Genomic DNA, 22,924 nt, shown 5'->3' on the forward strand with positions numbered 1-22,924 from the left:
CTGCTAACCCGAGTGGCAGAAGAAGCCACATCGGAGATGTTCCACCAGCGAGCACGCCTACAAACACAAGTACGAGAGCGACTAAAGCTGCGAGCAAGAGAGCGACACTAAGCAGATTGATCTCGGATGAGTGCCTACGGCTGTGACGACTGTGATGCGCCCGCATCTCCGTCATCATTGCCTCGCTTCGTCCGACGTGCGCTGGTTATCGTCCAGTCCTTAGTTGTACGACCGTTTGCGATCGTACGGGCCTCACGAATTGTGACCTCGAACAGATCATTCTTGTGAAGGGGCGTGCCTCGATCAAGTCCGCGAAGGAACTCTTGGTCCTCGATGCTAGCAAGACGTGTTCCACGTGCGGTAGCTACACGCCACTTTTCCCCAGGCCGGAAATCGATGCTCTGGAGGGTAGCTTCGACCGTGAAAGTCTCGGCTTCTTCGACGACCTCTTCTGGCTCTGTGATGGCTTCGCGATAGTCACCACGGGTCGCTACGGCTTCCGGTTCCGACAGCAGCACCGAATCCGATTCTTCGTCGACCTTGGCTTCTCGCACTTCGAGACGCTCGGCCTGATCACTAAGCGGAGTCATTAGCTTGCTCAGTGCCCGCCGGGTCTTCCTCTTCATCGCGTTCAGATCGGTCCAGACCGGAACCGGAACCTCGCTGACATCACCGTCTGCCCATTTGATTTTTACGTTGCCATTGGGCAGATGCTCAAAGTCAGTCACCTTTGATCCACGCAGCCTTTTGAGAGCGACGTCGAATGCCTTCACGAGGGCCCCGCCCGCCGACATCGCAATGCCGAGCGCAGGTTCGGGGTTGGCCTGCGCCCACGTCAGGATCGCTTCAAGTACGAAGGAACCTTGTTTGACGGGTCGGACCAGGACTTCGGGCGGCATTCCGTCTCCAAAAAGACCGTTCTTTGCCATGTCGTCCGTGAACTCAACTAGCCCCTGAAGGACCTGCGCAAGTTCTGCAGCGTTCAGTGCGTGCAGCGAGTTCTCATCGTCCGCGAACCGAAGCTGCACCACCCCGTCTGTAATTGAGTCTGCCTCTGCTCCGACGGCCGCGCCCATGTCAGTCACTAACGATCCCCTCAGCTGTTGTCAGCGTCAGACACAAGACCCTAGCCAAGGCTTACATTCGGCTTCTACCCCACGTTAGGGGACCACTCTCCCCCGGGGGGGGGGGGAGAGAGAGAGAGAGAGCCGTGCAGCAGGACGCGCTGCGGATCGACGTGAACACGGACATCGCCAAGCCGCATTCGCGGCGTAGCGGATGAGCCTGGCTGCACCCGAATCACGCAGCACCGTTTTCAAGTGTGGGCAAAATGTGGGCAAATCGCCCCATTAACGACAAAACGGCGGCTGTTCAACAGCCGCCGTTCCCAGTGATTCACTGGTCTGTAGCGAGGGCGGGACTCGAACCCGCGACACCACGATTAGGTTCCGGTAGATCTTGTTGGGTCACCTCGGGTGCGAAAGCGTTGAGTTTTCGCGGTTTTCGATTGTGTAGGACAGTTTAGAATCGTGTCCGATCGGCTTCAATGTGCGGGGTAAATGCGGGGTGGTGCAGATGCGCCCCAGCTTTTCAACTCCGAGCCCTATTCCGCGCGGCGTGCGACGACAGTCCCCTGGGTCGTGCGCCTGGCTCGCGCCGCTCCCGCATTGCGATCACGTCGAAGCCGGCACGACACAGTTCGTCGGCGAAGCGGACTGCTGAAACGGCTCTAATGTACGGGGTTGGTGTGGGCTTGCTAGTGCCACCCCGAACTGCACCCGATGTTCACGCTCGGCGAGATACTGGGCAGATGAGCGTCAGCGCCCCTCGCCGGCAACACCTTATCTCGAAGGTACTCCTCAGACAGTTCACCAGCTCGACGTTTGGGAATCAGCTTCGATCGTTCGACCTTGTCTACGGGAGCTCCCGACTTCGACACCCTGCCGGCGTTGGTTGGCGAGCGAACTTCATTCTGCACGAGCCACAAGCAGCCGAAGACAAGTGGGCCGCCACCGAGAGTGGACTGTACGCCGCGCTCCGCACCGCCGCCGTCGACCCGTCCCGGCTCACGTCTCTGGAGCAGCAGACCCTCCGGCACACCATCGCTCTCCACTATCTGCGGCGGGCGGCGACCAGCGACGCGTTCGCTCGGTCCCTTGAGAAGGTCGCCCCAATACGGAGCGACTCCCCCCCTATTCCTATTATGAGCTCGCTTGCTCGGCGCGAGGTGCGCAGGCGTGCGGATGAACTCTTTGCGAGCGACATCCTCGACCTGTACGAGCGAATGCGAAGTTACGCCGACACCGCGAGCCTGGAAGTATTCCGGTCCCGTGTGGTCCCACTTCTGATCGGCGACGCCGCGGTCCGCTCGTTCACCCAGACTGGCGGAACCGGCGCCATTCCATTCGCCGAAGCCGCCACACATGTCCTGCCCATCGGACCTCACACGCTCGTTGGACTCGGCCCGACCATGATCTATGAAGATTTGAGTGACGATGCTGCCACGCAGCTAAACCTGCAGCAGATTCTGCAGGCGAAAAGGCACGTTTTCTATAGCCCCGACAGCGACCTCGAAGGGTTGATCCGCATGGTTCGCGACCAGGGCAACGCCAGTAGCTCGGATGCTGAGCGGCAGACCTGAAACGACGAGACAAATCGTTCTCTCGTCTATAAGCACGTCGATTGGCCGCCTAGCGCAATCATAGAGTCGCATGCGTCCTTGACTGGCAGCATGAGCCGAAACACCAGAGCACTAGAACCCATTACGGCGCTCTGCTTACCCGTACCGTCCCTGCGAGCGAATCGTCGTGTTGCCAGGCTCTCACGCACGACTCTCAGCGTCGGTCGGCACCAAGGTGACTCCCAGCAGTGTCGTTTTGGCCCCTTCGTGGGGGGTATTCGATAACACCCAGCCATGGCTACCCTCTGACTGTCGTGAGGAAACCTCTCCTTCCAGCGAGCATCCGGGGATCAAATGCGCAAATCGCGTTCGCTTCGTTCGCCCAAACGGGTAAGCGAGTCTGCTGCACCGGTTGAGCTAACGCCCTCTGCAGAGCTCCATATGGCTCGACAGATACTCGAAACACTTCGCCGGCCCGAAGTCTGGTACGAACGGATAACAGAAGAAATCGCGTTCGCCAACGACGATGCCGACAGGCGGGTGTCTCTCCACGTCAGTGACTTCGCCACAGCGAGGCACCAGACGGGGAGCCTGTACTTGGTCGTGGCTCAGCCTCGGAAGGGGTTCGTACAACCGATCGAGTTGGGCAAGTACGGCTCAAGCGATAGCGCGCGCTTCCTCAGTCACGACGAACAGGACCGAGTGACCAACATCCTTTTGGCAAGCTATTTGGGCGTGATAACCAATCTTTGCCGCCCGTTCGTCACCAATGAGGAGGATCTTTTCAATTCATTCGCTCAGACTCTCGCGAGAATACTTGAGATCGCGCGACCAAACGTGGGCAATGGGTCCGCATACGGAAGGCGTTGGCGGAGGATCGTTCGGACCGATGGATCCCTCCGTGGGTTTCCTCGGCTTGAAGATCTTCCCGACGAAGTCCGCCTGGAAACCGAGGACTTTGTCAACCTATGCCGAATGCTGAGCATCCATTACCTCAAACTGATCGAGATCAAAGAATTCGACAAAGGCCCCGGCGGGTGGACCTTCGCTATCGTGATGACCTAATTCTTGGGGCAGTAGGACTTTCCTTCCCCCGCCTGAGACGATGGTTTCGGGCGCCTCCGGCGAAGTTCCTGATACCGCTTCCCTTCGCGAACCTCACAAACCACTACGAAGTGAGCTTTCAGCCCGTGGAGGGCTACTACGTTCAGTCGTCGCGTGTGGTGTCTCGCCATGATAGGGCCGCAATCGCAAGAACTCCGCGTGGTTCGGCGCACGGTCCCTGGGCTGCCTATTCACCCCGCGCCCCGGGTCAGGTAACCGCATTCGTCGGGAACGGCAAGGCGTCCGGGGTGCGAATGGCTCTTTCCGCTCAAGTCAACGAGGTACCGCCGGGCTCTGTCGGCAGAGCCTGGGCCGCGGCGCTTATCGGTTCACTCACCGCCGTGACGATGGTCTGCTGGTCTCTCGCTCACGGTGGGGCTAGTGTGCCTCCGACGGCGGCACTCATTCCGGCATTTGTCGCGCTTGGTTCAGCCGCAGTCGATCACCTGATGCCAAAGCGCGAGGTACTGAACAGCCCCCTGCTGCCGCGCTTCGCGTTATACACGCAAACCATTGCGATGCTCCTGCTTTCATTCTGGGTGCTCATCCGAGGAAGCACATCCTCACTGAACCCCGTTGAACGCGGAAGCAGTCTAGATCAGTTGTATCGGGGAATGACGAATGCAGATGTCTTGATCGGGATGTGCACGGGCGCGGTGGTGGTCGTCCTATTCGTCGTATTGAGCATCCGCTCGATCAGGAGTTCAAGAGCGTATGAGATCGTGTTCGGAACAGGGACTTATAGTGAGTATCCATCACCCACGGGGACATCGGCGGAGCGTGAGCCATGACACGGACAAAGAAGCGCAGCTCGCGTAAGAGCGCGCTGCCCCCGGGCGTCGAGACGGCAGATCAGCTGGGTCGACGCATTGAGGAGTTGAAATTCTCAAATATCACAAACGTGAGTGTTTTCAAGGTCCCTGAGGAAGCTACCGGCGTGCCATTGGAGTCCACGCAGGGACAGATCGTCGTCGGTGACCTTGACGCAGAAATATGGACGAGTCGAAATCGCTTGTCACAGTCGGAGCTGAACCGTTCGATGAAGGTGGGAAGCGATCTCCTCCAGGCCCTCATCGAGAAGCGCCTATTTGAAGACGTAGCCTCGGGCTCGATGGCGAATCCTGAGACAGCAAGGACGATAGTCGACTACTTCACCTCACTTGATTCATCCGGAAACAATTCAGCATTCACGTAGGGTTACTTCCGCCGCTGTCATTCCCAACATGCCTGCCGACCATGATCGTCAAGTGCAACTAGTAGAGAGGCCTCACGACCTCTCCCATGGAATTTGCGAACACGACGGTACATGGCGAGCAGGCGATACCGAGGGTAACCCTGCTCAAACTAACTCGAGTTTTGCGGCATGACCCGCCGCTGGGCAACTGGGATCTTCAGACGGCCTCGATGCAGCTTTTCCGTGCTGCAGAACGCGAACAAAGCCCGCGCGGCCTTCGCCCAATTCGGCATGGCTTCTAGTGACGGACCTCTCCGCCCGTCGCCGCGAGGATGAAGGGGCGTTGTTGCGTGGGTTCACTCAGGTATACGGTTCCGGCCGCGGTTTGATCTGTAGAGGCGAACCGGCGGACGGCAATTCGATCGAGGCGCCGCTGGAGGAATTCTTCGAGGCTAACGCCATTTGCTGCGGCGAATTCTTCTTGGGCCGCGTAGAACAGAGGCGTCTCGGTGCAACCTGGCGCTGCGATGCGGATTGCGATGCCGCGTCGGAGCAGTGCGCGGCGACGCGAGCGCGCCCATCCGATTAGCGCGAATTTGCTGGAACTGTAGGCGACATTGTCTGCCTCGGCGATGAGCCCGGCTTGCGAGGATACGATTACGAACGTGCTTGAAATCGGTTGCCCAGCGGATGGGGACTGAATCAGATCCGCTTCGACCGCGCTGAAAAGCCTGACTACGCTTTCGGCGTTGATGGCCATCACCTTCTTGTAATAGCTGCTGTCGATCGCGGCCAGTCTGCCGCTACCATCGACGCCGTGCGCGGCGACCACACGGGACAGTTCTCTCCCATCGAGCGCTGTCCGCATCACTTCCGGGAACACCTCGGAGAGGAGGTTGCCGACTGCGATGGTGACTTGAGGGTCTCCCCGGTACATCTCTAACGCGACTTCGTTGAGGTCGTGGGCGATGACGTCAACGTTCTGCGCGAGTAGCTGACGGACGATGGCTGACCCGATGGCGCCGCCGGCTCCCGTTACGAGGGCAGTCACTCGAATTCTCCTGTCAGGTCGAAGGTTGCACCGGCGACCGATGCGGAGGTTGGGCTGTGAAGGAAATCCAACGTAGTTGTGGCATCTTCCACCGTGATAGCGCGCACCAGGTTGATGCGAATCCGGCCGGCAAGCTCGACCGTGAGCGCACCGATGATTCCACGCAGTGCCTCAAATGTCGCCTCGTGCAGTGCACGAGCAGACTCATCCTCGGTCGAACCGGTTAGAAGGACAATGGCACCGGTCTCCTGATGGTTGTTCTCGACTTGGCGGGCGAGGTCACGCAGAAGCGTGTCCGTGGGGTCGGTCACCAACGAGGGAAAGTCGCCCGTTGGTGGAAGGTGGAGGTGATGAACATGGAGGCTGTTGGCATAGCTGCTTGGAGTGCTCATTAGTTTCGTTGCCTTACGCTGCAGGTTGGCGGGGAGATTGGCCGAGCTCGAAGACGTTGCCCCATGGATCGGTTCCGTAGACCCACCACCGTCCAGCGAGGACGCCCTCGATGATTAGCTGAGGTTGCGTGTTGAAGCGCACACCGAGGCTCTGCAAGTACGCGAATGCGGTGTGGATGTCTTCGACCGCGAAGGCGATATGCCCGATGCCGAGCTCGTAAACGTTGCGGCTGGCTTGTCCAGTTGGGGTGAGGTATTCGTGAAGTTCTAAGTGGGCGCCGCCGGCCTCAAGTATTGCTCCCCGCAGGCGGACATCGTCCGCAGCGATTCCCAGTGCGTGAGGGTTGACATCGGTGTCAGCCTCCCGTGAAAGCACGTGCATGCCGAACGCATTCTCATAAAAGTGGATCGCCTTCTCCAAGTCCGGGACGACGATGCCGACGTGATGAAGCTCGAATCGGGGCATCGAAGATGGCGGGGGGCTCAAAGGGGACCTCCTCTGGCGAGTGTTAGGTAATCGTGTGATCAAGATAGAGGATAGTGGTCGACTGGTCAACCAAAACTGTCTACAATAAGCGTGTACAGAGCGGTCCACCTTCGCGGTTCGGCGCACGTAGGAATTCCACCGGACGGTCGGTGGAGTCGATTGATGCGTACCAGGGCCCCGTAAGAGGGTAGAGCGGAGTGCACGATGGACCATTCGATACCGTTGCCCTCGTTTGGCTTGGACTCTCGAGAGCCAATCGAATCTGAATTGACTCGAAAGTTGATGGGCTACCTGGCGTCTTCGGGCCTTCATCCTGGGCAACGGCTCCCGTCAGAACGACGAATGGCGGAAACACTGGGCGTAGGGCGAGCTGCCCTCAGACATGCCTTGAAATCGCTGAGTGTGCTTGGGGTACTCGAAGTGAGGCCAGGCAGCGGCGCTTTTCTTCGAGGAGGCGAGATAGAAATGCTCCCGCACGTAATCGAATGGGGTCTACTGCTCGGCGAGAAGCGCGTTGAGGACGTGACTGAAGCGCGCGCCGTGCTTGAAGTTTCCCTCGCCGGACTCGCCGCGGAGCGTCGCACTTCGAAGGACATTCAAAAGCTGGAATCGCTCGTCGAACAAATGCAAAGAGCGGTTGATGACCTTTCAAGGTACGTCGAGTTGGACGTCGAGTTTCACATGGCGATCGCGGACGCCGCGCAGAATGAAGTCCTCGCAGGTGTCTTGCGAAGTCTTCAGTCGCTACTTCACGCTTGGGCGGGCCGGGTCATTAGCGCTGCCGGGGAAACCAAATCATCGCTGTCCATGCACATTCCGATATTGGAGGCGATCACAGATGGGGACGCCTACGACGCACGAGAATCCATGAGAGCGCACATGACGCGAGCGTCAACACGCCTTCGTGGCGCTGTCGAAATCGAGCGCGCTTTAGGCGATCGTTGAACTGACCAACGGCCGGCAAGGTCACCATAGGGTCTGGCCGCCCTCGATTATCAGATTGTGGCCGGTCATATAGTCAGAGACTGAGCTCGAGAGGTAGACGAGACCACCCTGCAGGTCGCTGACCTCACCCAATCGACCGGCTGGAATGCCGGCTAACCATTCTTTCACGAGCGGGCGCAGCGCTTCGGACCCCTCAATCAGCGCCGTTCGAATGATTCCCGGCGACATACAATTTACACGGATGCCGCGGTCCGCCCACTCGGCCGCGAGCGTCTTTGTGAGCGCGACGACACCGGCCTTGGCGACGTTGTATGCTACTTGCTTCTGAGGATGCGGAACAATCAACGAGGCCATCGAGGCCGTGTTGATTATTTTGCCGTAACCGTTTGGGAACATTGCTTCTGCTTCGAGCTGGCAGCTGCGAAACACTGCCCGAAGGTTTACCGACTGGTGCAGGTCCCACTCTTCGAGGGTGGTGGCCTCCGCAGCCGCGTTGCGGTTGATCCCAGCATTGTTGACCGCGATATCCAAGCGCCCGAATTCCTGGACGGTTTCGTCGACGAATCGGCGGATATCGGCTTCATTGGTGACATTCGCTTCCACGGCGTGAGCGCGTCCACCCAGACTCGCGATCTCGGCAGCAACAACGTCAGCTTTGCTTTTGTCGAGATCAACGATGGTCACCGCTGCGCCGGCAGAAGCAAGGGCATGGGCAAAGCCACGGCCGATGCCCTGGCCGGCGCCTGTGACTAGAGCGGCCCGGCCTGTCAACCGAAACCGGTCGAGTATGGGGCTGATCAACACATCGTCTGGTGTGCTCATGGTTGCGGTTGCTTCCTTTCATTCATGGTGCTGTGATGTGCGTTCTTGAGCCAAGCAAGGCCTCGGGAAAGCACCGTCAATACATTGACCAAGAGCACCTGGGCCCCGCGGTCAATCCAGTGCGCGCCATCTGAAGGAGAGTCAGCGATAATTACGAACGGTATGTCTGCCCGTTTGGCAGCGCACACGGTGTAATCTATGGCCGAAGCGACATCGGGGTGCGTATATTCTCCGAAATGGCCAAGGTCAAGGGTGAGGTCGCTCAGGCCTAGCCAAACAGCAGATACGCCTTCGACGGCGAGGATGGCGTCGGCATTCGACACCCCTGCTCTAGATTCAATCTGGACGATGACAATCGTTTCTTTTCGCGCCCTTGCCAAGTGTTTCGCCGTTGGCACCGTGCCTTGCCGACCCGCGCGTGTGCTTGTGGCAAGGCCGCGTGCGCCAAACGGTGGGTAGTGCGCAAGTCGTACTGCTTCCTCCGCCATTGCCGCAGTGTCGACTTGCGGGACCACTACGCCCGCCGCACCTCCATCTAGGGCACGTTGGATCTCGGTCCGAGACAGGGTGCTTACTCGGACAACAACCGGGATGCCGGCAGCGTCAGCCGCCCGGATGTGGTTGTCGAGCTCGCTACCACCTGCTGGGCCATGCTCCGTATCGATGATGACAAAGTCAAATCCAAGCCCGCCCACCAGCTCGACTGACGCAGGCGAGGGCATCTTGAGAATAACGCCGATCAAGTTCTCCTTCGCCAGGAATTGATCGGCAAGGTTCAGTTGCGGCGCCATCATTTGGCCCATGACCTTTCATTCGACACGGCAATATCGTCTAGTCTGCTGACGGCTCGGCTCAGGAGGTCCGGAGCACCAACGTTTCCGGGAAAGACCACGCACAAGGGCGCGGATATACTCGCTTCCCAGCTCCTCCACACCGGGAGCGTGGAATCCAGGAGTGGCTCAACTACTATCGCTGCGTCCCAATTCAGGGCGGAGCTAACCACATCGGCCGATGTAATGCCACCTTTGGTAACAACAAAGGACGGCTGCGCATGGTTGAGAATGCGCCGCGCGGCTTCAGCCAAACCTTCAGACACCGTCGTTGCGATGTTCAATGAGAGGGCCGGCGTCGCGCCCTTCTGTACCAGCCGGCTCGTGCGTAGCAGCACATGACCTACGTCAAGGAGACGGCAGGAGGCTCTCACGACGCGGTGGATCTCGCGTTCACGACCGCTCGTAAGCAACTCCTGAGTGTCCAGCTCGACTAGATGGAGTGGGTGCGCCCGCATCGCGTCGCCGATTTGCATATTCGTCAGCTTTGTATGGCTACCCACTAGGACCAGGCCATTGCCAGCGCCGCGCTTCAAAGACGACGGGGCACCGAATGGCCGTCCAGCAAGAAGTGCGGGGTATGGGGGCCCGGATTGGACCACGTAGGTCGTCCCTTGGCTCTCGGCACGCCGTTGGGCCTCCGCTAGAAGAGCCAGGTCATTGTCATCACGAATGGACGGGCACCAGACTGTGAACCGATCTGGGGCGCAGAGAGTGGTGACGAGCGCGTCGACTCCCGCATCGAAGAGGCTGCTGGGGAGCGCCCGGACGCGCCACTCGTACGGGACACGAGAACGAGCCCACTCGGTTAGCTCCGACGATTCGAAACCGAAAGTGCTGTCCCTGGCAAACTCTGATTTCGCGACCGGAGTAAGAACACCACCAATGTCGAGGAGATGAACTCCGTCCAGAGTTACACGACCCGCGGAAGGAAAGGCGGGGACCAGAAGACAGCCATCAGCCGCGGTTCGGGCAAGGATCGTAGATACTTCCAAAGGAAAGTGACTGCGAAGCGTTGAGTCGCCACGGCTAATGAAGCGGACGCGAACTCCCTTCTCATTTGCAACACTCTGAGCCGCGTTTACAAACTCGGCCACGACCGCGCGGGCATGAGGTTCCGAGTGCGCCCGCGTGTTTGTCAATGCATAAGTTAGCGGGCCATGGTCTAACGCCCATCTGAACACTGTCGCGGTTGGTTTCACCACAACAGGTACGCCACTCAGTCCCTGCGTCCCGGTGGGATCGTCGTCAAGTACGACCGTCCAAACAGACATGGGCATCAGGACCGGGCAACGCCGGTGCGGTTCCAGCCTCGAGCGTCATCGCCCGGTGCTTCCCAACCATCGTCCGTAACAACGAGTGTGTCCTCTAGCTTGATAAATCCCGACTCGTAGTCTTCAAACCATGACTCGATCGAGAGAACCATCCCGCTCTCGAGCGCGTCATCTTCGTGCGAAGCAGGGTAAGGCACAGGCCCGGAGGCGGTGAGACGAGGGACCTCGTGAGTGATTAGTCCCATGCCGTGGGCGACGAACTTCATGCTCCCACCATCAGGGAGCTTAGAGATTGTGCTGAGGGCCTTTGTGTAGATGTCTCCACCGCGCTTGCCAGCAGCTACCGCCGTCCGCGCCTCTTGCTGAACAGTCTCAATTTGGTCAAGCAGACTCAGCATGCGGGGTGTCGGATCAGTGTCGATTCCCATCCGCGAAAGATCGCCGATGTATCCCTTATACATGCCTCCGGAGTCAAGGGAGAGCGTTGTCCCGCTGCGCCACACGTCACTACTGGGCGAACGGTTCATTGAACCGCCACCGATTGTCACCAAGGCGTACTCGAAATACATGCCTCGTTTTGTTTGCTCGAGTCGAAATATCTCCTGCAACTCGAACTTCGTCATACCCGGTTCGGCCAACGCGAAGGCGGCCTGCATGGACTCAATAATGCCGATCGAGGCGTAGCGGACAAGCTCTAGCTCATCCGCAGATTTGACACCCCGTAAGGACTCAAGAACTCGATGCACTTCAACAAAACGAGCTTCGGGGAGCATCTCGCGGAGCGTATCGAGTGCGTCCGCCGGGATAAACGATTTCTCAACTCCGATGGTGCATTTGCCAAGCCCACGCTCCTCAAGAGCGGCTGCCGCCGCGCGAGCGGTGTCAATACTTGTCCAGCTCACATTGCGCACGTCGGGGACCCAAATAGCCCCTCCTTCGGTCCCCCAGTCTTCGTTGCCGGCCCCGATATAGAACGCTTCGTCGGGCCGACCACGCACAAGTCCGAGCGCTGGCAGGTAGCGACTAATGCCAGTTGCGTCGGCGTTCGCAAAGAAAAAGTAGCGATAGCCGCCTAGAAGGTACTGCACGTTGTGCTTCGTAGTGGCGAGGAGCGCGTCTAAACCGTTCGAGTAAAGGAGGTCATCGAGATATTGCGCATCGAATGGGATGGTCACCGTCATCGGCCAACTCCGCTCTGTTGATTCTTGGAATGATTGGTAGTATGTCAAACAATGGGCGACTGGTCAACCAATTAGCGGTGGGCCGTAGACCGCATACATCTGAAGATTGTGTTGCGACGAGGCTCTGACCCAAACCGGCATTATCGATACACAGAGAGGCGGCCGCACGATGTCGATCGTCGTTGCAGTTGTAATGGGCCTCGCCGCCATCTTTGCAGGCGTTCACGTTGCCTTCTATCCGTTCATTTCGACTGCAATGAGAAAAGAGTGGTTGTTGGTGGTGCTCCTGATCCCAGTCATCGGTGGTGCCCTCTGGTTCGCGTTTGCACAGATCCGAACAGCACAATTCCAAGATCTGCTGGAGGAGCTGATCGATTCTGAGACCATACGTAAGTCGTGAGCAGCGCTTTGCTGACGTATCCACGATTGAGCCTTCGGAGAGGATCGACTTCCGGAGCCCGTAAGCGCGAAGAGGTCGGCTTTCGAGTTCGGGAAGCTTACGAGGTGAGATCTCACGTCGCGATAGCCGTCGCCCTGTCCGGAATAACTTGCGCTCTGCCACCGACCCGTGACCTCGATGAGTTCAACCATTGACTAGCGGATCGCCGTAGGAACCAGCCGCTCCGCCTGAGCCCACTTGCATATCCTTCGAGGATTAAGATCCAGATGACTCCGGATCAATTCTGCCGACGCGGTCGCAATATAGCGGATGCCCGAAGTTCAACTTATTACAAAGGGGCTCGCCTGATCACAGGAACCTCCGTGTAAGTCTCTCCCGGCGACCAACATCTCTCGTTGGACGGGTCGTGTTAATCATCCCCCTCGTCGGATGCGTTGAGACTTTGACTCACGATAAGGTGGCGAAGCCTCACCGAGGGGGCTGCGAGCGGCGCGGTCACATCAAATCCGTGATACGCCCCCTGGATAACTTCGGATTCAATGTGAACTCCAGCACGCCGCAAGTTTTCACCATATTCGAGCGCCTCCGTCAGGAGACTGTCAAGCTCAGCCACGATTATCAGCGCCGAGGGGAGCCTGGAAAAGTTACTGGACCGGCCCGGCGTAGACAAGTATGTCGGCTCTGCGCCGCCGAGATAACTGCCCCACATCCACGCGCGGCCCTCTCGCTCAGAATCTGGAACAGCCCCAGGGTCCCAGGATGCGGGAATTCGATCATCAAGGCAGGGCTGATTGAGCACCTGCAATGCGATCGGCGGACCGCCGGCATCACGCGCGCGGAGGCAGAGAGCGGCTGCAAGTGATCCGCCCGCGCTCAGACCGCCGACAACAATCTTGCTCTTCTGAACACCCGCCTTGCCAGCGATACGCGGAAGCTCATTGAGAACGCCATAGATGTCATCGAGCGCAGCTGGGAACGGGTGCTCAGGAGCTAGTCGATAGTCAACCGACACAACCAAGAAACCGGCCCGGGCAAGCTCCTCGCAGAGCAACCGCTCTTCGTACATGTCGCCAAGAACAAACGCTCCTCCGTGGATGTGAAGGAATGTTCCCGCATTCGGGCTATGCTTCTTGGCCTGATAAGTGACAACCGGGATCTCAAGACCGCCGGCTGCTTGAATCGCGACGGGTATTGATTCAACGTCAGCAGCTGGCGCAGGGATATATCCCGCTTCCGTGAGACGTCGACGCGTTTCTCGTTGCGACTTTCGAAGCCGAGAAGTATCCGCCCATTCGGCGATTGGAATTGCGTCCACGAGTTCAAGCGGCGCGGCCAGTTCCGGGTGCATACGACCTTGATCCACTTTACAGGCCCGCCATCAGGGAAATGAGGCGGTGTTCGTCGACATCGTTGATGCTTCCGCTAAAGCTAACCTCCCCAAGTCGAAGAACAACAACTCTGTCCGCGATGGCAAACACGGACTTAATGTCGTGTGTGATGAGGATGACAGCAGTCCCCTTGTCGGCAAGCCTGCCTATTGCGCGAAGTACGAGCTGGGTCTGCTTCACGCCGAGCGCCGCGGTTGGCTCATCCAAAATCACCACCGGAGCTCCGCTGCCGGTTGCACGGGCGATTGCCAAGGCCTGTCGCTGACCTCCCGACTTGCGACGAACAGAAGAAAACACATCCTGAATCTGAATCCCAAGGTCGGCAAGCGCTACGCGAGTTCGCCGCTCTGCTTCGCGCTCATCCCTGACGGGAATGAATCCAAGAAGTCGTCTTGTCGGTTCGTTGCCGAGCTCAAAGTTATGCGCCACGCTGAGCGATGGCACAAGAGCAAGATCCTGGAAGACAGTTCGAATACCTGCACGCTGAGCATCCTGTGCGCTCCCAAATACGACTTCAGAACCGTTCAGAGCAATCGCGCCACCGTCAGGCTTGTCGATCCCAGAGAGAATCTTAATGATGCTCGACTTGCCAGCCCCGTTGTCGCCGACAAGACATACGACCTCGCCCGGACGTACTGTGAGATCTACTCCTCGAAGCGCCTTTACAGCACCGAACTCGCGACGAATACCTCGTGCAGTCAGGATCGGTGCAGCGCTGGCCAATTTCGGGTCGACGCTGCGGACACGTTCGTATCCATCAATCGCGAGTTCCGTGGAACGAGCAACGGCTGTTCCCTCTCGTTTACCAGCTCCAAAGCTTCGACGGATTATCTCAATGAATCCTCCAGCGTCGCGAGAACCCTGCAGAACTTCGTCAGCAATAATCGCAACGATCAGCATTGTTCCGGTCGCGATGTCCTGCCAATAGCTCGGGATGCCGAGGAAGATTAGACCCGACTTGAGGATTCCGATCGTTGTGACACCGATCAAGACCCCAGCAGGGCGCCCTCCTCCCCCCGCGAACGCAACACCACCCAGAATTGCAGCGGTTAGGACGTCAAAAATAAAGGTCCCACCTGCCGTGGGATCTGCAATACCGATCCGCGCGGTCATCAACGTTGACGCGAGCCCAATCAATGCCCCGTCGATTACGAATATCGTGACTATTGTCCGTCCAACGTTTACACCACTCGCTAGTGCCGCCTTGTCATCGCCCCCGATTGCGTAGAGGCGAAGTCCATGCTTCGTGCGGACCATAATGAACGAGCCAATTGCGAACACAACGACTGCCACGATCAGGACGAGCGAAACGCCGCCGACCTCATATCGGCCCACAGCTGTAAACGTAGGTGGAAATCCGCTGAGGGGCATACCCATGGTTACAACGAATGCAAGCCCTCCATAGATGATCATCGTGGCGAGTGTCACGATGAACGGATTTAGCTTGATCATTCTTACAACGACGCCGTTGATCAGCCCGAGGACAGCCCCCACCCCCACGCCGGTAAGGAATGCGAGCGTCGCGTTATAGGTATAAAGGGCGACCTGCCCCGCACACACCGCCGTCAGTGCGAATATCGATCCGATACTGATGTCAATAGTTCCTGCAGTCAGCATCATCATCGCACCCACAACAGCAATTAGTAGGGGCGCAACAGCAAGACCGATTGTGGCGATGTTTGACGGCGAGAAATAGCCTGGGGCGATAATTGAAAACACAACGAAGAGTCCGAGTGCCACGAAGGCAAGTCCCAGTCGACCACTCGCCTCTCCGGGAATTGTCGCAGATCGCCAACGGATCCAATCTAGGAACGAGCGCGATTGGCTTGGAGGGCGGCCAGCATTGCTGGCTCGTGTCGCTTGCGAGGGAAGGGTTACCCCTTCCGCCGGCGCTTCCTTTGAGGTTGTCAACATTTCAGCAGTCACCTGTTCCAATTTTCCACGCATCACTATCTGTTCGGAACGACGCCGTGAAGACTCAGAAGCGCCTGATGCCAGTAGTCGCTTCGGGTGTCGTAGCTCACATTTCCCCATGCCTTAATGTACGAATCGCGCTTCTTGACGTCGTTCCAGGTGCTTTTGGCGTCCTTCATGTCAGCGATGTACTTCCTGGCCTCAGCGGGAGTGTCGAGTAGAAGAGAGCGACCATTCGCAAGAGTCAGCAACTTTGGTACAGACTTGCCCTCGAGCCAGTCTGCTGTGTACTGGCCGTACGCGTACCCGTACAGAGGCCACGGATTTGCAAACCCAGCGCGAAAGATTGAGTGCCCAATCTTTGCGAGCAGGCCACTATCGACTTCATTTGCAGCCATGAACACCTTCGGGTCGTTTCCTCGCCCCAGTGACTCGAAAGCAGACAGTGCCGGACCGATGGAAGCGGAATGGCCTAGAACGATGTTGATGTTGGGATGGGCCTGGAGAAGAGTAGCCATGGTGTCCGCTGCATCACCACCGCTCTTTGGAGTCTGCTCTTCACTTACGATGTGCAGACCGGGATGCTTGGCGAGAACATCCTTCATCCCCTGCTTATATTGGACGACAGCAGGAGAGGTCGTAGGCGGAGCCAGGATTACTACTTCCCCCTGACCATGAATCGACTTGTCAGCCCACTTGACGGCGGCGGTTGCCATGTCCTGACCGAGGGCATACAGGTCATCCGCCATCTGCGACTGAACGCCGCTCTCGAGGCCAAACGTGAAGATGCCTTTGTCTCGCGACTGCTTCTCGATGTCGTCAGAGTTGTACCCTGCGTAAACCCACCATCCACCCAACCCCTGGGTCAGCATGCTTTCAGCCTGCGACCGGAATGACACAAGGTCGCCGTTCGCAATCGCCTCGGTAAACGTCAGGCCACGCGATTCGGCAGAAGCGCGCATCTGTGTCGCAAGCTCGACCGAAACCGGAACATTGAAATCCCCTGGAATTCCAATGCGTTTTGGCAAGTCTGGCTTCGTGCCGGCGGGAAGGTCCGGGTTGTAGGGCGCCAGCATCGAGCTCGGGTGACCAGTTGCGGAGTTCTGATCGGGCGTTGCCGCGCTGGTAGCCCGTGTATCCGAACATCCGGTTAGCACAGCTCCGGCGAGGCTGGCGACAAGTGCTGTCCCCACCACGTAATTGGCTACGCCGTGTCGTGACTTTGCCATGCGATTCATTGCGGACACTGACTCCTCCTTGAGTTAGTCGATTTGCTAGGTATCGAAGCCTGAAGCTTGTGGAATGTGACCCTACGCGCAAATGCCTGATTGGTCAACCATTAGACCAATTGTTCTCAATCGACCTGGATGGCCAATAACTCGCTAGCCAATGAGTGACTCGTGGGCGATGGCATACCGGTGTGCCGGTGGACGAGTTGCTGGGCGAGTCATAGACTTCTTTGTATGTCGTCGACTCTTCCTAAATTCGAGTTGGCTCAACGTGAGTCTTTAGAGTCCGAGCTGACGCGAAAGCTAATGGATTACCTGGTCACCGCGAAATTGCGGCCAGGTGACCGCTTGCCGTCGGAGCGCGATATGGCCGAATCGCTCGGCGTTGGCCGCGCAGCACTACGCGCCGCGCTTAAGTCACTAAGTGTGCTTGGCGTGTTGGAGCAGCGCATGGGCGCCGGGACGTACATGAAGAACGTCGCGTCCGACCTCCTCCCCCGCGTGGTCGAGTGGGGGCTACTACTGGGTGAGTCGAAGAGTCAAGATGTGCTTGAAGCGCGTCAGTATCTTGAGGTCACTCTCGCGGGACTCGCTGCCGAACGCCGAACCCGCGATGACGTCGAGAAGATGCGCGACTTAATTGCGCGGATGGCTGAGTCATCCACTGACGCGGCACTCTACATTGACCTTGATGTTGCGTTTCATTTGGCAATTGCCGATGCGGCACGCAATACGGTGCTGGCCGGGATCCTCCGCAATCTGCAGTCGCTTTTACACGCGTGGGCGACCAGGGTCATCAACGCAGCCGGCGAGACGGAGACCTCGCTGGCCGTTCACATACCGATTCTGGAGGCAATTGAGGCGTCCGATCCCGATGCTGCGAGAGCTGCGATGAGTGCGCACATGGAGCGCGCCAGCCGGCGTTTCCGCGCAGCAATTCTCTCGCAGAACGAGCTCATGAATTAGTCACGGCCAGCCTGAAGGCTTCGGTACGGGAAGACGCTGTCTAGTCCAGGTTTGTCAAAATAGAGCGATCTTTGAGGCTAGCTTGCGTTGGTGATCTATCAGCAACAAGAACAATTGTCGAGCCGTCGGGGTAAATCCTTGCCTTGAGGACCACCAATTCCACTCGCCTCGGGTCCAAACGTTGCCCCGCGAAATCCAGACGGAACTCGCCTTTTGCGCGAATCGAGGGCCCTACCGGCCCAACGCGGCAAAGAGCGCGTCAAGCATGCGACCACCGCGCTCGTCGGGCATTGACCGCATTTCATTCATTACGTAGGAGAACGACGCGCGATACTTGGGCCATGCCCCATGGATGGATCCACCTGCCCCATTGTGGCCAAAACCTCTCACCTTGAGAGTGGGTTGCGGCGCGAATTCGCTTAGTCCAAATCCTGGCCCCATCACCCAGTTCTCAATTCCTGACATCCATTCGGTTTCCTGCCCAAGTCGACCCATCGGTGTCTGAGCTAACTCCACGGCTCGCGGGCTAAGTAGTCGTCGACCGTCGAGTTCGCCTCCCTGCGCGAATAGGGCGTAGAACCGTGCCATTGAACGCGCGGTAGAGATACCGTTTACACCTGGGATCTCAGCTTCCCGCCACGGCGGCTTATTCCAGATTACTGGCTCGCGGTGCCTGCCCCTGGGGTTGTTGACAATTGCCTCGACATACTCGGCGCGCGCAGGTTCCGGTTCTCTATATCCCCCAAGCCGACCCCAGCTTGCCCCCAGTCTCAGAGTCGACACGCGATCTTCCTGTTCTGGCGGCAAACCAATCCAGGTTTCAAGTCCGAGCGGGTTTGCGAACTCCTCCTGAAAAAACCGCCCGATGGACCGACCGTCGATCCTCCGCACTAGTTCCCCTATGATGTACCCCCACGTAATCGGGTGGTAGCACAAGACCTCACCCGCCGGGAAGAAGAGCGGTTCCGAGGCAATGCGATTGGTCATGAGACTCGAATCAGTCAAATCCTCGAATGAGACTTGCTCGCGCAGTCCAGGGACGCCAGACGTGTGAGTCAGGACGTGGCGTATCGTCACACCACCCTTTCCACGCTGTGCGAACTCGGGCCAGTATCGGGCAACAGGTTCATCAAAATCGACGAGCCCCCTATCCCATAAAAGTAGAAGGCACGCAGCGGCCAATCCCTTGGTGCCCGAAAAGATGAGCTGCAAGGTATCGCTATCCCATGGTCGCTTCGCTTCCTTGTCAGCCCATCCCCCCCAAAGGTCTACGACTAGTCGGCCGTCCACGAATGCCCCAAACGCCGCACCGTTATCGTCGCTCTCAACAAAATTGGCAGAAAATGCACGCGCAACCCGTTCAAAGCCAGGTGCAACACTTCCGACTGCGACGTTGGAACGGGTCGAGGACAAATGACTCATCTAACTACTTCCCTTCAAGCAGGCGTACACGGCATCGATTATCGATCGAACGCGTCTGGCGGCCGCGTCACTAATGTCGGGAGAGTCAGTGAGGTAGCACATGGTCAAGGCTTGCTTAGGATCGATCATCAAGAGCTGACCTCCCAGCCCTCCATGCCCAAAAGCTCCGACACGACCGGCGAAGGGCTCACCGGCACCCTCAAGGACCACTCCAAGCCCCCTTCGCACCGGCATACCCAGGGTGAGATCAGGGCCCACCGCCAGCTCGATATTCACGTCCATCGAAGAGCGCGCGCGAAGGTCGGCAAGAAGATGATCAATCAAGCGAGCTAGGTCGTGGGCACTAGAAAACAGGTTTGATCCCACGAGAACTGCCTTGCGAAAGGAAGCGGAATTGGCGGTCGCCTGAAAATCGAGACTCCTGGATGACGCGGCAAGCATTGCCATCCCGTGAAGGGTGTTGGGGCTCAGGGTACGAACTGCGTTCTCCCGATCGAAGTCGTCCAGGCGGGCTAGGCTCCGCAGAGGTGCCCACGTCTCGATGGCCGATCCAGGGAGCCCGAAAGATACGCCAGCCCCTATCTCAGCTGCTGCGTTATCTAGATACGAGGCTAAGGACCGCGATGTTGCCGCCCTCACGACCTGCTCGAGTATCCACCCGAACGTCCAGGGGTGATAAGCCATGACCAGGCCCGCGGGCCAGAATCCCGGTGCGCGCGATATTGCCGATGTTATAGCATCCTCTTCGTCCCAACCGACACCTGAGCCCAGCTGGACGAGTTCTAGCAACGAAGGAATTGCGGGCAAACCAGCGGTGTGAGTGAGGACTTGCTTGACTGTTATCTCGCGCTTTCCGGCTTGGCCAAATTCCAACCAATATTCGGCGACCGGCGCAGAAAGCTTGAGTGCGTCGAGGTGGTCTAGGCGCCGAAGCAGGATTCCCGTCACGGCCTTGCTGACCGACCAAGTACACACCCTGGTGTCGCGTGTCCAATTTCTCCCGTCTGTTGTGCGCCCGGACCAGACGTCGACTACTGGCCAATTATCAATTCGCACCGATAACCCGGCACCGCCCGCGAGCCCTTCTACGGCCGCCACAAACTCCGCCCGCACCGTCTCAAAGCCCGGTGCGACCAATTGCTCTGACATGTTTACTCCGTACACGACCGGATATCCGTTGTATTTATGGCCGCCCGAGTGCTCCAACGGGATCAGAGGTGGACGATTGGGGTTTCTCGTGGCCCGTTAGGAACGCTACGCTCTTATTGGCGCACTGGTCAACCGGTGTTCCGATTTTCGAGTTGAAGCGCAATAGGAACTGAGCGGAGTGGGCCTGCAGATGAAAGGGCGACGAGTATTGATCACCGGTGGTGCAAGCGGAATCGGGCTTGCATGCGCGGAAGCCTTCACGGCCGAGGGCGCGCGAGTCACCATAGCTGACTCGAACGGGCCGGCCGCGCGCGAGACTGCTGATCGTCTGGGCGCAAAGACCTGGGTTGTCGATTTGCGTGACACAGCTTGCCTATACGACTCAGACCTCGAGTACGACATTCTGATCAACAACGCTGGCCTGCAGCACGTGCGACCGATCCAGGAGTTCGAACCGAGTATGTTCGGCCTGATGTTACGAGTAATGGTCGAAGCCCCGTTCCTGCTAACGCGCGCCGTACTGCCCAGAATGTATGAGAACGGGTTCGGCAGAATCGTGAATGTATCCAGCGTCCACGGCCTGCGCGCATCCGCATTCAAGTCGGCATATGTGGCCGCCAAGCACGGACTTGAAGGACTGTCGAAGACCACTGCTCTTGAGGGCGGTCCCTTCGGCGTCACGTCGAACTGCATCAACCCCGGGTATGTACGAACGCCGCTCGTGGAGAAGCAGGTCGCAGATCAGGCGCGACTGCACGGCATCCCGGAATCGGAGGTCCTTGAAAAGGTGTTCCTCACTGAGTCCGCCGTCAAGCGTCTCGTGGAGCCATCAGAAGTCGCCAGCCTTGCGGTGTGGCTCTGCAGACCAGAATCTGGCATGGTCACTGGAGCAAGCTACACAATGGATGGAGGCTGGAGTGCGCGCTAGCAGGGCGGCGCCGGCCGCAAGCCACCGGGAGGGGAGATACTCGTGAAGATTGCTGTGGTCGGGAGCTCGGGTCGAGTCGGAAAACTGGTTATGGAGGAACTCGCCCTTCGTGGGCACTCGGGCGTCGCGGTGAGTCGGTCGGCAGGAATCGATGTGCTCGATATCACCGCGCTTACCGCTTCCTTCTCTGGGGTGGATGCAGTGATCGACGTCACCAACACTGCCGCGGCGACCGCGGAAGAGAACTTGTCCTTCTTCGGAAACGGGTCCGCCAACATCTCGGCTGCCGCCCGCCGCTCACACCTGAAACACCATGTCGTTTTGTCCATTGTTGGCGTCGATCGCATTCACACGTTCGCCCATTATCTCGGGAAACAAGAGCAAGAACGTCATGCGCGCGCCGGTTCCGTCCCCTGGACAATTGTGCGGGCGACGCAGTTCCATGACTTCGCCGAGATGGTCGCTGAGTGGGGCCTTCAGAACGGCTCCACACGAGTAGCGCCGTTGCTGGTGCAGCCGATTGCCCCCGTCGATGTGGCGCGCGCACTTGTTGACGCGGCAGAGGGTGAACCACAGAATCAGCCCATCGAGATCGCCGGCCCGCGAACAGAGGATCTGGTGGACATGGCTCGCCGAACCTTCGCGGCACGGGGCAAGACCGTTGACCTCATTCCCACCTGGCGAGGCGCGCTTGACGAATCCATGGCCGGCGAGGTCCTCCTCCCCTCACCAACCGCTCGACTGTTTGACACCACTTTCGAGCAATGGGTATCGCAGCTGTTATCAAGCGAAAGCTAACTGACTACGGGCGCCGGCGAGCCGAGCTGAGCGCGAACGCACCGTCCCTAAGTAAACGTCCCAGTTCCGTTTGTCGCTCGGGACGGAATCGCGTTTCCACGCCCGTCAAGCTCACCGCTGCAAAAGGATCCCCTCGGTCGTTGAACACCGCTGCAGCCATTCCCCAACTACCCTCCAAAAGCAGACCCGGGTTCACGGCATACCCAACCTTTCGAGTCGCCGCAATGCGCTCCCAAACCCGCTCGGGCGAATGCTGAGCGCCGTACCGTTCCTCCAAGTCGGTTCGATCGAGATAGTCGTGAATGAACCCGTCGGAACAGAACGAGAGGATCGCCAAGCCAGCTGAGGCCACACCGAGAGGGAACCGGACCCCCTCAAACAGCACAAAGGACCGCAACGGAAAGCTGCCCTCTTCCCGGATCAAACAGGCCGTCTCCTCGCCCCGGAGCACTGAAAAGAACGCACTCTCGCCGGTCACGGACGACAATCGCGCTGCGACACCGCGAGCCCTATCCGACCTGTCATCGCGCGAGGCGGCAACCGAACCCAACACGAGCATTTCCTCACCGAGCACCCACGAACCAGTCACGTTGTTCCGGCCAGTGAATCCATCGCGCTCGAGTGCCATCAAAATCCGATGCGCCGTAGGCCGGGAGAGTCCAGATTTCAGCGCCAATTCGGCAGTACTGCACCCGTTCTCTGCCGCCCCGATGAGACGCAAAAGGGTTGTGACACGACCGACGAGCTGTGTCCCAGCCGGGCGCGCTGCCGATCTATCCGTGCTCACTATATGGACCTCCTGATGCTCGGCGATCATGACGTGACCAGTAAGCCTCGAAACGTCGCGGTG

Annotated in this window: 19 protein-coding genes; 8 read left to right on the forward strand and 11 right to left on the reverse strand. The window is 58.5% G+C overall.

From position 1 onward, the window contains the following. Positions 1-134: 134 nt before the first annotated feature. Entirely contained in the window at positions 135-1,085 is a 951-nt protein-coding gene (locus ABCS02_RS33335) for a hypothetical protein (protein WP_345840023.1), read from the reverse strand. Positions 1,086-1,810: 725 nt separating this feature from the next. On the opposite strand from ABCS02_RS33335, the gene ABCS02_RS33340 reads away from it, so the two are divergent. From ABCS02_RS33340 to ABCS02_RS33350, 3 genes are all read left to right on the forward strand, one after another. Further along, positions 1,811-2,641, forward strand: coding sequence for a DUF4238 domain-containing protein (locus ABCS02_RS33340; RefSeq protein WP_345840024.1), 831 nt, complete (start codon positions 1,811-1,813; stop codon positions 2,639-2,641). A 681-nt stretch (positions 2,642-3,322) separates the two neighbouring features. Beyond that, positions 3,323-3,685, forward strand: a complete 363-nt coding sequence (locus ABCS02_RS33345) for a hypothetical protein (protein WP_345840025.1) — start codon at positions 3,323-3,325, stop codon at positions 3,683-3,685. Positions 3,686-4,511: 826 nt separating this feature from the next. After that, on the forward strand, positions 4,512-4,919 hold the full coding sequence (locus ABCS02_RS33350) for a hypothetical protein (RefSeq protein WP_345840026.1): 408 nt from the start codon (positions 4,512-4,514) through the stop codon (positions 4,917-4,919). 277 nt (positions 4,920-5,196) lie between these two features. Here the strand turns inward: ABCS02_RS33350 and ABCS02_RS33355 are convergent, their stop codons facing one another. From ABCS02_RS33355 to ABCS02_RS33365, 3 genes are all read right to left on the reverse strand, one after another. Next, a complete protein-coding gene (locus tag ABCS02_RS33355; protein ID WP_345840027.1) occupies positions 5,197-5,949 on the reverse strand; it encodes an SDR family NAD(P)-dependent oxidoreductase in 753 nt (250 codons plus the stop codon). Beyond that, complete coding sequence (locus tag ABCS02_RS33360; RefSeq protein WP_345840028.1) at positions 5,946-6,260, reverse strand: hypothetical protein; 315 nt, start codon at positions 6,258-6,260, stop codon at positions 5,946-5,948. The genes ABCS02_RS33355 and ABCS02_RS33360 overlap by 4 nt, the downstream gene beginning before the upstream one ends. Positions 6,261-6,354: 94 nt before the next feature. Then, positions 6,355-6,807, reverse strand: a complete 453-nt coding sequence (locus ABCS02_RS33365; protein WP_345840029.1) for a VOC family protein — start codon at positions 6,805-6,807, stop codon at positions 6,355-6,357. 303 nt (positions 6,808-7,110) lie between these two features. Here ABCS02_RS33365 and ABCS02_RS33370 point away from each other — a divergent pair, with 303 nt between their 5' ends. Further along, positions 7,111-7,773 (forward strand): FadR/GntR family transcriptional regulator, encoded by a 663-nt coding sequence (locus ABCS02_RS33370; protein WP_345840061.1) that lies wholly within the window; start codon positions 7,111-7,113, stop codon positions 7,771-7,773. 21 nt (positions 7,774-7,794) lie between these two features. Here the strand turns inward: ABCS02_RS33370 and ABCS02_RS33375 are convergent, their stop codons facing one another. From ABCS02_RS33375 to ABCS02_RS33385, 3 genes are all read right to left on the reverse strand, one after another. Then, positions 7,795-8,595: an SDR family oxidoreductase gene (locus ABCS02_RS33375; protein WP_345840030.1), complete on the reverse strand. Its 801-nt coding sequence runs from the start codon at positions 8,593-8,595 to the stop codon at positions 7,795-7,797. Next, positions 8,592-9,398, reverse strand: coding sequence for an aldolase/citrate lyase family protein (locus tag ABCS02_RS33380; RefSeq protein ID WP_345840031.1), 807 nt, complete (start codon positions 9,396-9,398; stop codon positions 8,592-8,594). The genes ABCS02_RS33375 and ABCS02_RS33380 overlap by 4 nt, the downstream gene beginning before the upstream one ends. A gap of 1,306 nt (positions 9,399-10,704) precedes the next feature. After that, entirely contained in the window at positions 10,705-11,880 is a 1,176-nt protein-coding gene (locus ABCS02_RS33385; RefSeq protein WP_345840032.1) for a Xaa-Pro peptidase family protein, read from the reverse strand. Positions 11,881-12,049: 169 nt separating this feature from the next. On the opposite strand from ABCS02_RS33385, the gene ABCS02_RS33390 reads away from it, so the two are divergent. Further along, a complete protein-coding gene (locus tag ABCS02_RS33390; protein WP_345840033.1) occupies positions 12,050-12,280 on the forward strand; it encodes a hypothetical protein in 231 nt (76 codons plus the stop codon). Between the two features lie 409 nt (positions 12,281-12,689). Here ABCS02_RS33390 and ABCS02_RS33395 read toward each other — a convergent pair whose 3' ends face one another. The 3 genes from ABCS02_RS33395 to ABCS02_RS33405 form a co-directional block, all read right to left on the reverse strand. After that, positions 12,690-13,628 carry an alpha/beta hydrolase gene (locus ABCS02_RS33395; RefSeq protein ID WP_345840034.1) on the reverse strand — a complete coding sequence of 313 codons (939 nt, stop codon included), beginning with the start codon at positions 13,626-13,628 and terminating at the stop codon, positions 12,690-12,692. A gap of 16 nt (positions 13,629-13,644) precedes the next feature. Continuing rightward, entirely contained in the window at positions 13,645-15,408 is a 1,764-nt protein-coding gene (locus ABCS02_RS33400) for an ATP-binding cassette domain-containing protein (RefSeq protein ID WP_345840035.1), read from the reverse strand. Positions 15,409-15,617: 209 nt separating this feature from the next. Further along, complete coding sequence (locus tag ABCS02_RS33405; RefSeq protein ID WP_345840062.1) at positions 15,618-16,820, reverse strand: substrate-binding domain-containing protein; 1,203 nt, start codon at positions 16,818-16,820, stop codon at positions 15,618-15,620. 225 nt (positions 16,821-17,045) lie between these two features. Between ABCS02_RS33405 and ABCS02_RS33410 the strand changes: the two genes are divergently transcribed. The 3 genes from ABCS02_RS33410 to ABCS02_RS33420 all read left to right on the forward strand — a co-directional run bounded on the left by ABCS02_RS33410 (position 17,046) and on the right by ABCS02_RS33420 (position 22,074). Next, entirely contained in the window at positions 17,046-17,777 is a 732-nt protein-coding gene (locus ABCS02_RS33410; RefSeq protein ID WP_345840036.1) for a FadR/GntR family transcriptional regulator, read from the forward strand. Between the two features lie 2,749 nt (positions 17,778-20,526). Further along, positions 20,527-21,276: a 3-hydroxybutyrate dehydrogenase gene (locus ABCS02_RS33415; protein WP_345840037.1), complete on the forward strand. Its 750-nt coding sequence runs from the start codon at positions 20,527-20,529 to the stop codon at positions 21,274-21,276. A 54-nt stretch (positions 21,277-21,330) separates the two neighbouring features. After that, positions 21,331-22,074, forward strand: a complete 744-nt coding sequence (locus ABCS02_RS33420) for an NAD(P)H-binding protein (RefSeq protein WP_345840063.1) — start codon at positions 21,331-21,333, stop codon at positions 22,072-22,074. Positions 22,075-22,078: 4 nt separating this feature from the next. On the opposite strand, the gene ABCS02_RS33425 is transcribed toward ABCS02_RS33420, so the two are convergent. Continuing rightward, positions 22,079-22,861: an IclR family transcriptional regulator gene (locus ABCS02_RS33425; protein WP_345840064.1), complete on the reverse strand. Its 783-nt coding sequence runs from the start codon at positions 22,859-22,861 to the stop codon at positions 22,079-22,081. Between the last annotated feature and the right edge of the window lie 63 nt (positions 22,862-22,924).

The sequence above is a fragment of the Microbacterium sp. X-17 genome, from assembly GCF_039615055.1.

What these genes read in the sequence shown, in the direction of transcription:
- ABCS02_RS33340 (WP_345840024.1), top strand. Translation starts at nt 1,811, where the DNA reads ATGAGCGTCAGCGCCCCTCGCCGGCAACACCTTATCTCGAAGGTACTC.
- ABCS02_RS33350 (WP_345840026.1), top strand. Translation starts at nt 4,512, where the DNA reads ATGACACGGACAAAGAAGCGCAGCTCGCGTAAGAGCGCGCTGCCCCCG.
- ABCS02_RS33365 (WP_345840029.1), bottom strand. Translation starts at nt 6,807, where the DNA reads ATGCCCCGATTCGAGCTTCATCACGTCGGCATCGTCGTCCCGGACTTG.
- ABCS02_RS33370 (WP_345840061.1), top strand. Translation starts at nt 7,111, where the DNA reads ATGGGCTACCTGGCGTCTTCGGGCCTTCATCCTGGGCAACGGCTCCCG.
- ABCS02_RS33375 (WP_345840030.1), bottom strand. Translation starts at nt 8,595, where the DNA reads ATGAGCACACCAGACGATGTGTTGATCAGCCCCATACTCGACCGGTTT.
- ABCS02_RS33380 (WP_345840031.1), bottom strand. Translation starts at nt 9,398, where the DNA reads ATGGGCCAAATGATGGCGCCGCAACTGAACCTTGCCGATCAATTCCTG.
- ABCS02_RS33385 (WP_345840032.1), bottom strand. Translation starts at nt 11,880, where the DNA reads ATGACGGTGACCATCCCATTCGATGCGCAATATCTCGATGACCTCCTT.
- ABCS02_RS33390 (WP_345840033.1), top strand. Translation starts at nt 12,050, where the DNA reads ATGTCGATCGTCGTTGCAGTTGTAATGGGCCTCGCCGCCATCTTTGCA.
- ABCS02_RS33395 (WP_345840034.1), bottom strand. Translation starts at nt 13,628, where the DNA reads ATGCACCCGGAACTGGCCGCGCCGCTTGAACTCGTGGACGCAATTCCA.
- ABCS02_RS33405 (WP_345840062.1), bottom strand. Translation starts at nt 16,820, where the DNA reads ATGAATCGCATGGCAAAGTCACGACACGGCGTAGCCAATTACGTGGTG.
- ABCS02_RS33410 (WP_345840036.1), top strand. Translation starts at nt 17,046, where the DNA reads ATGTCGTCGACTCTTCCTAAATTCGAGTTGGCTCAACGTGAGTCTTTA.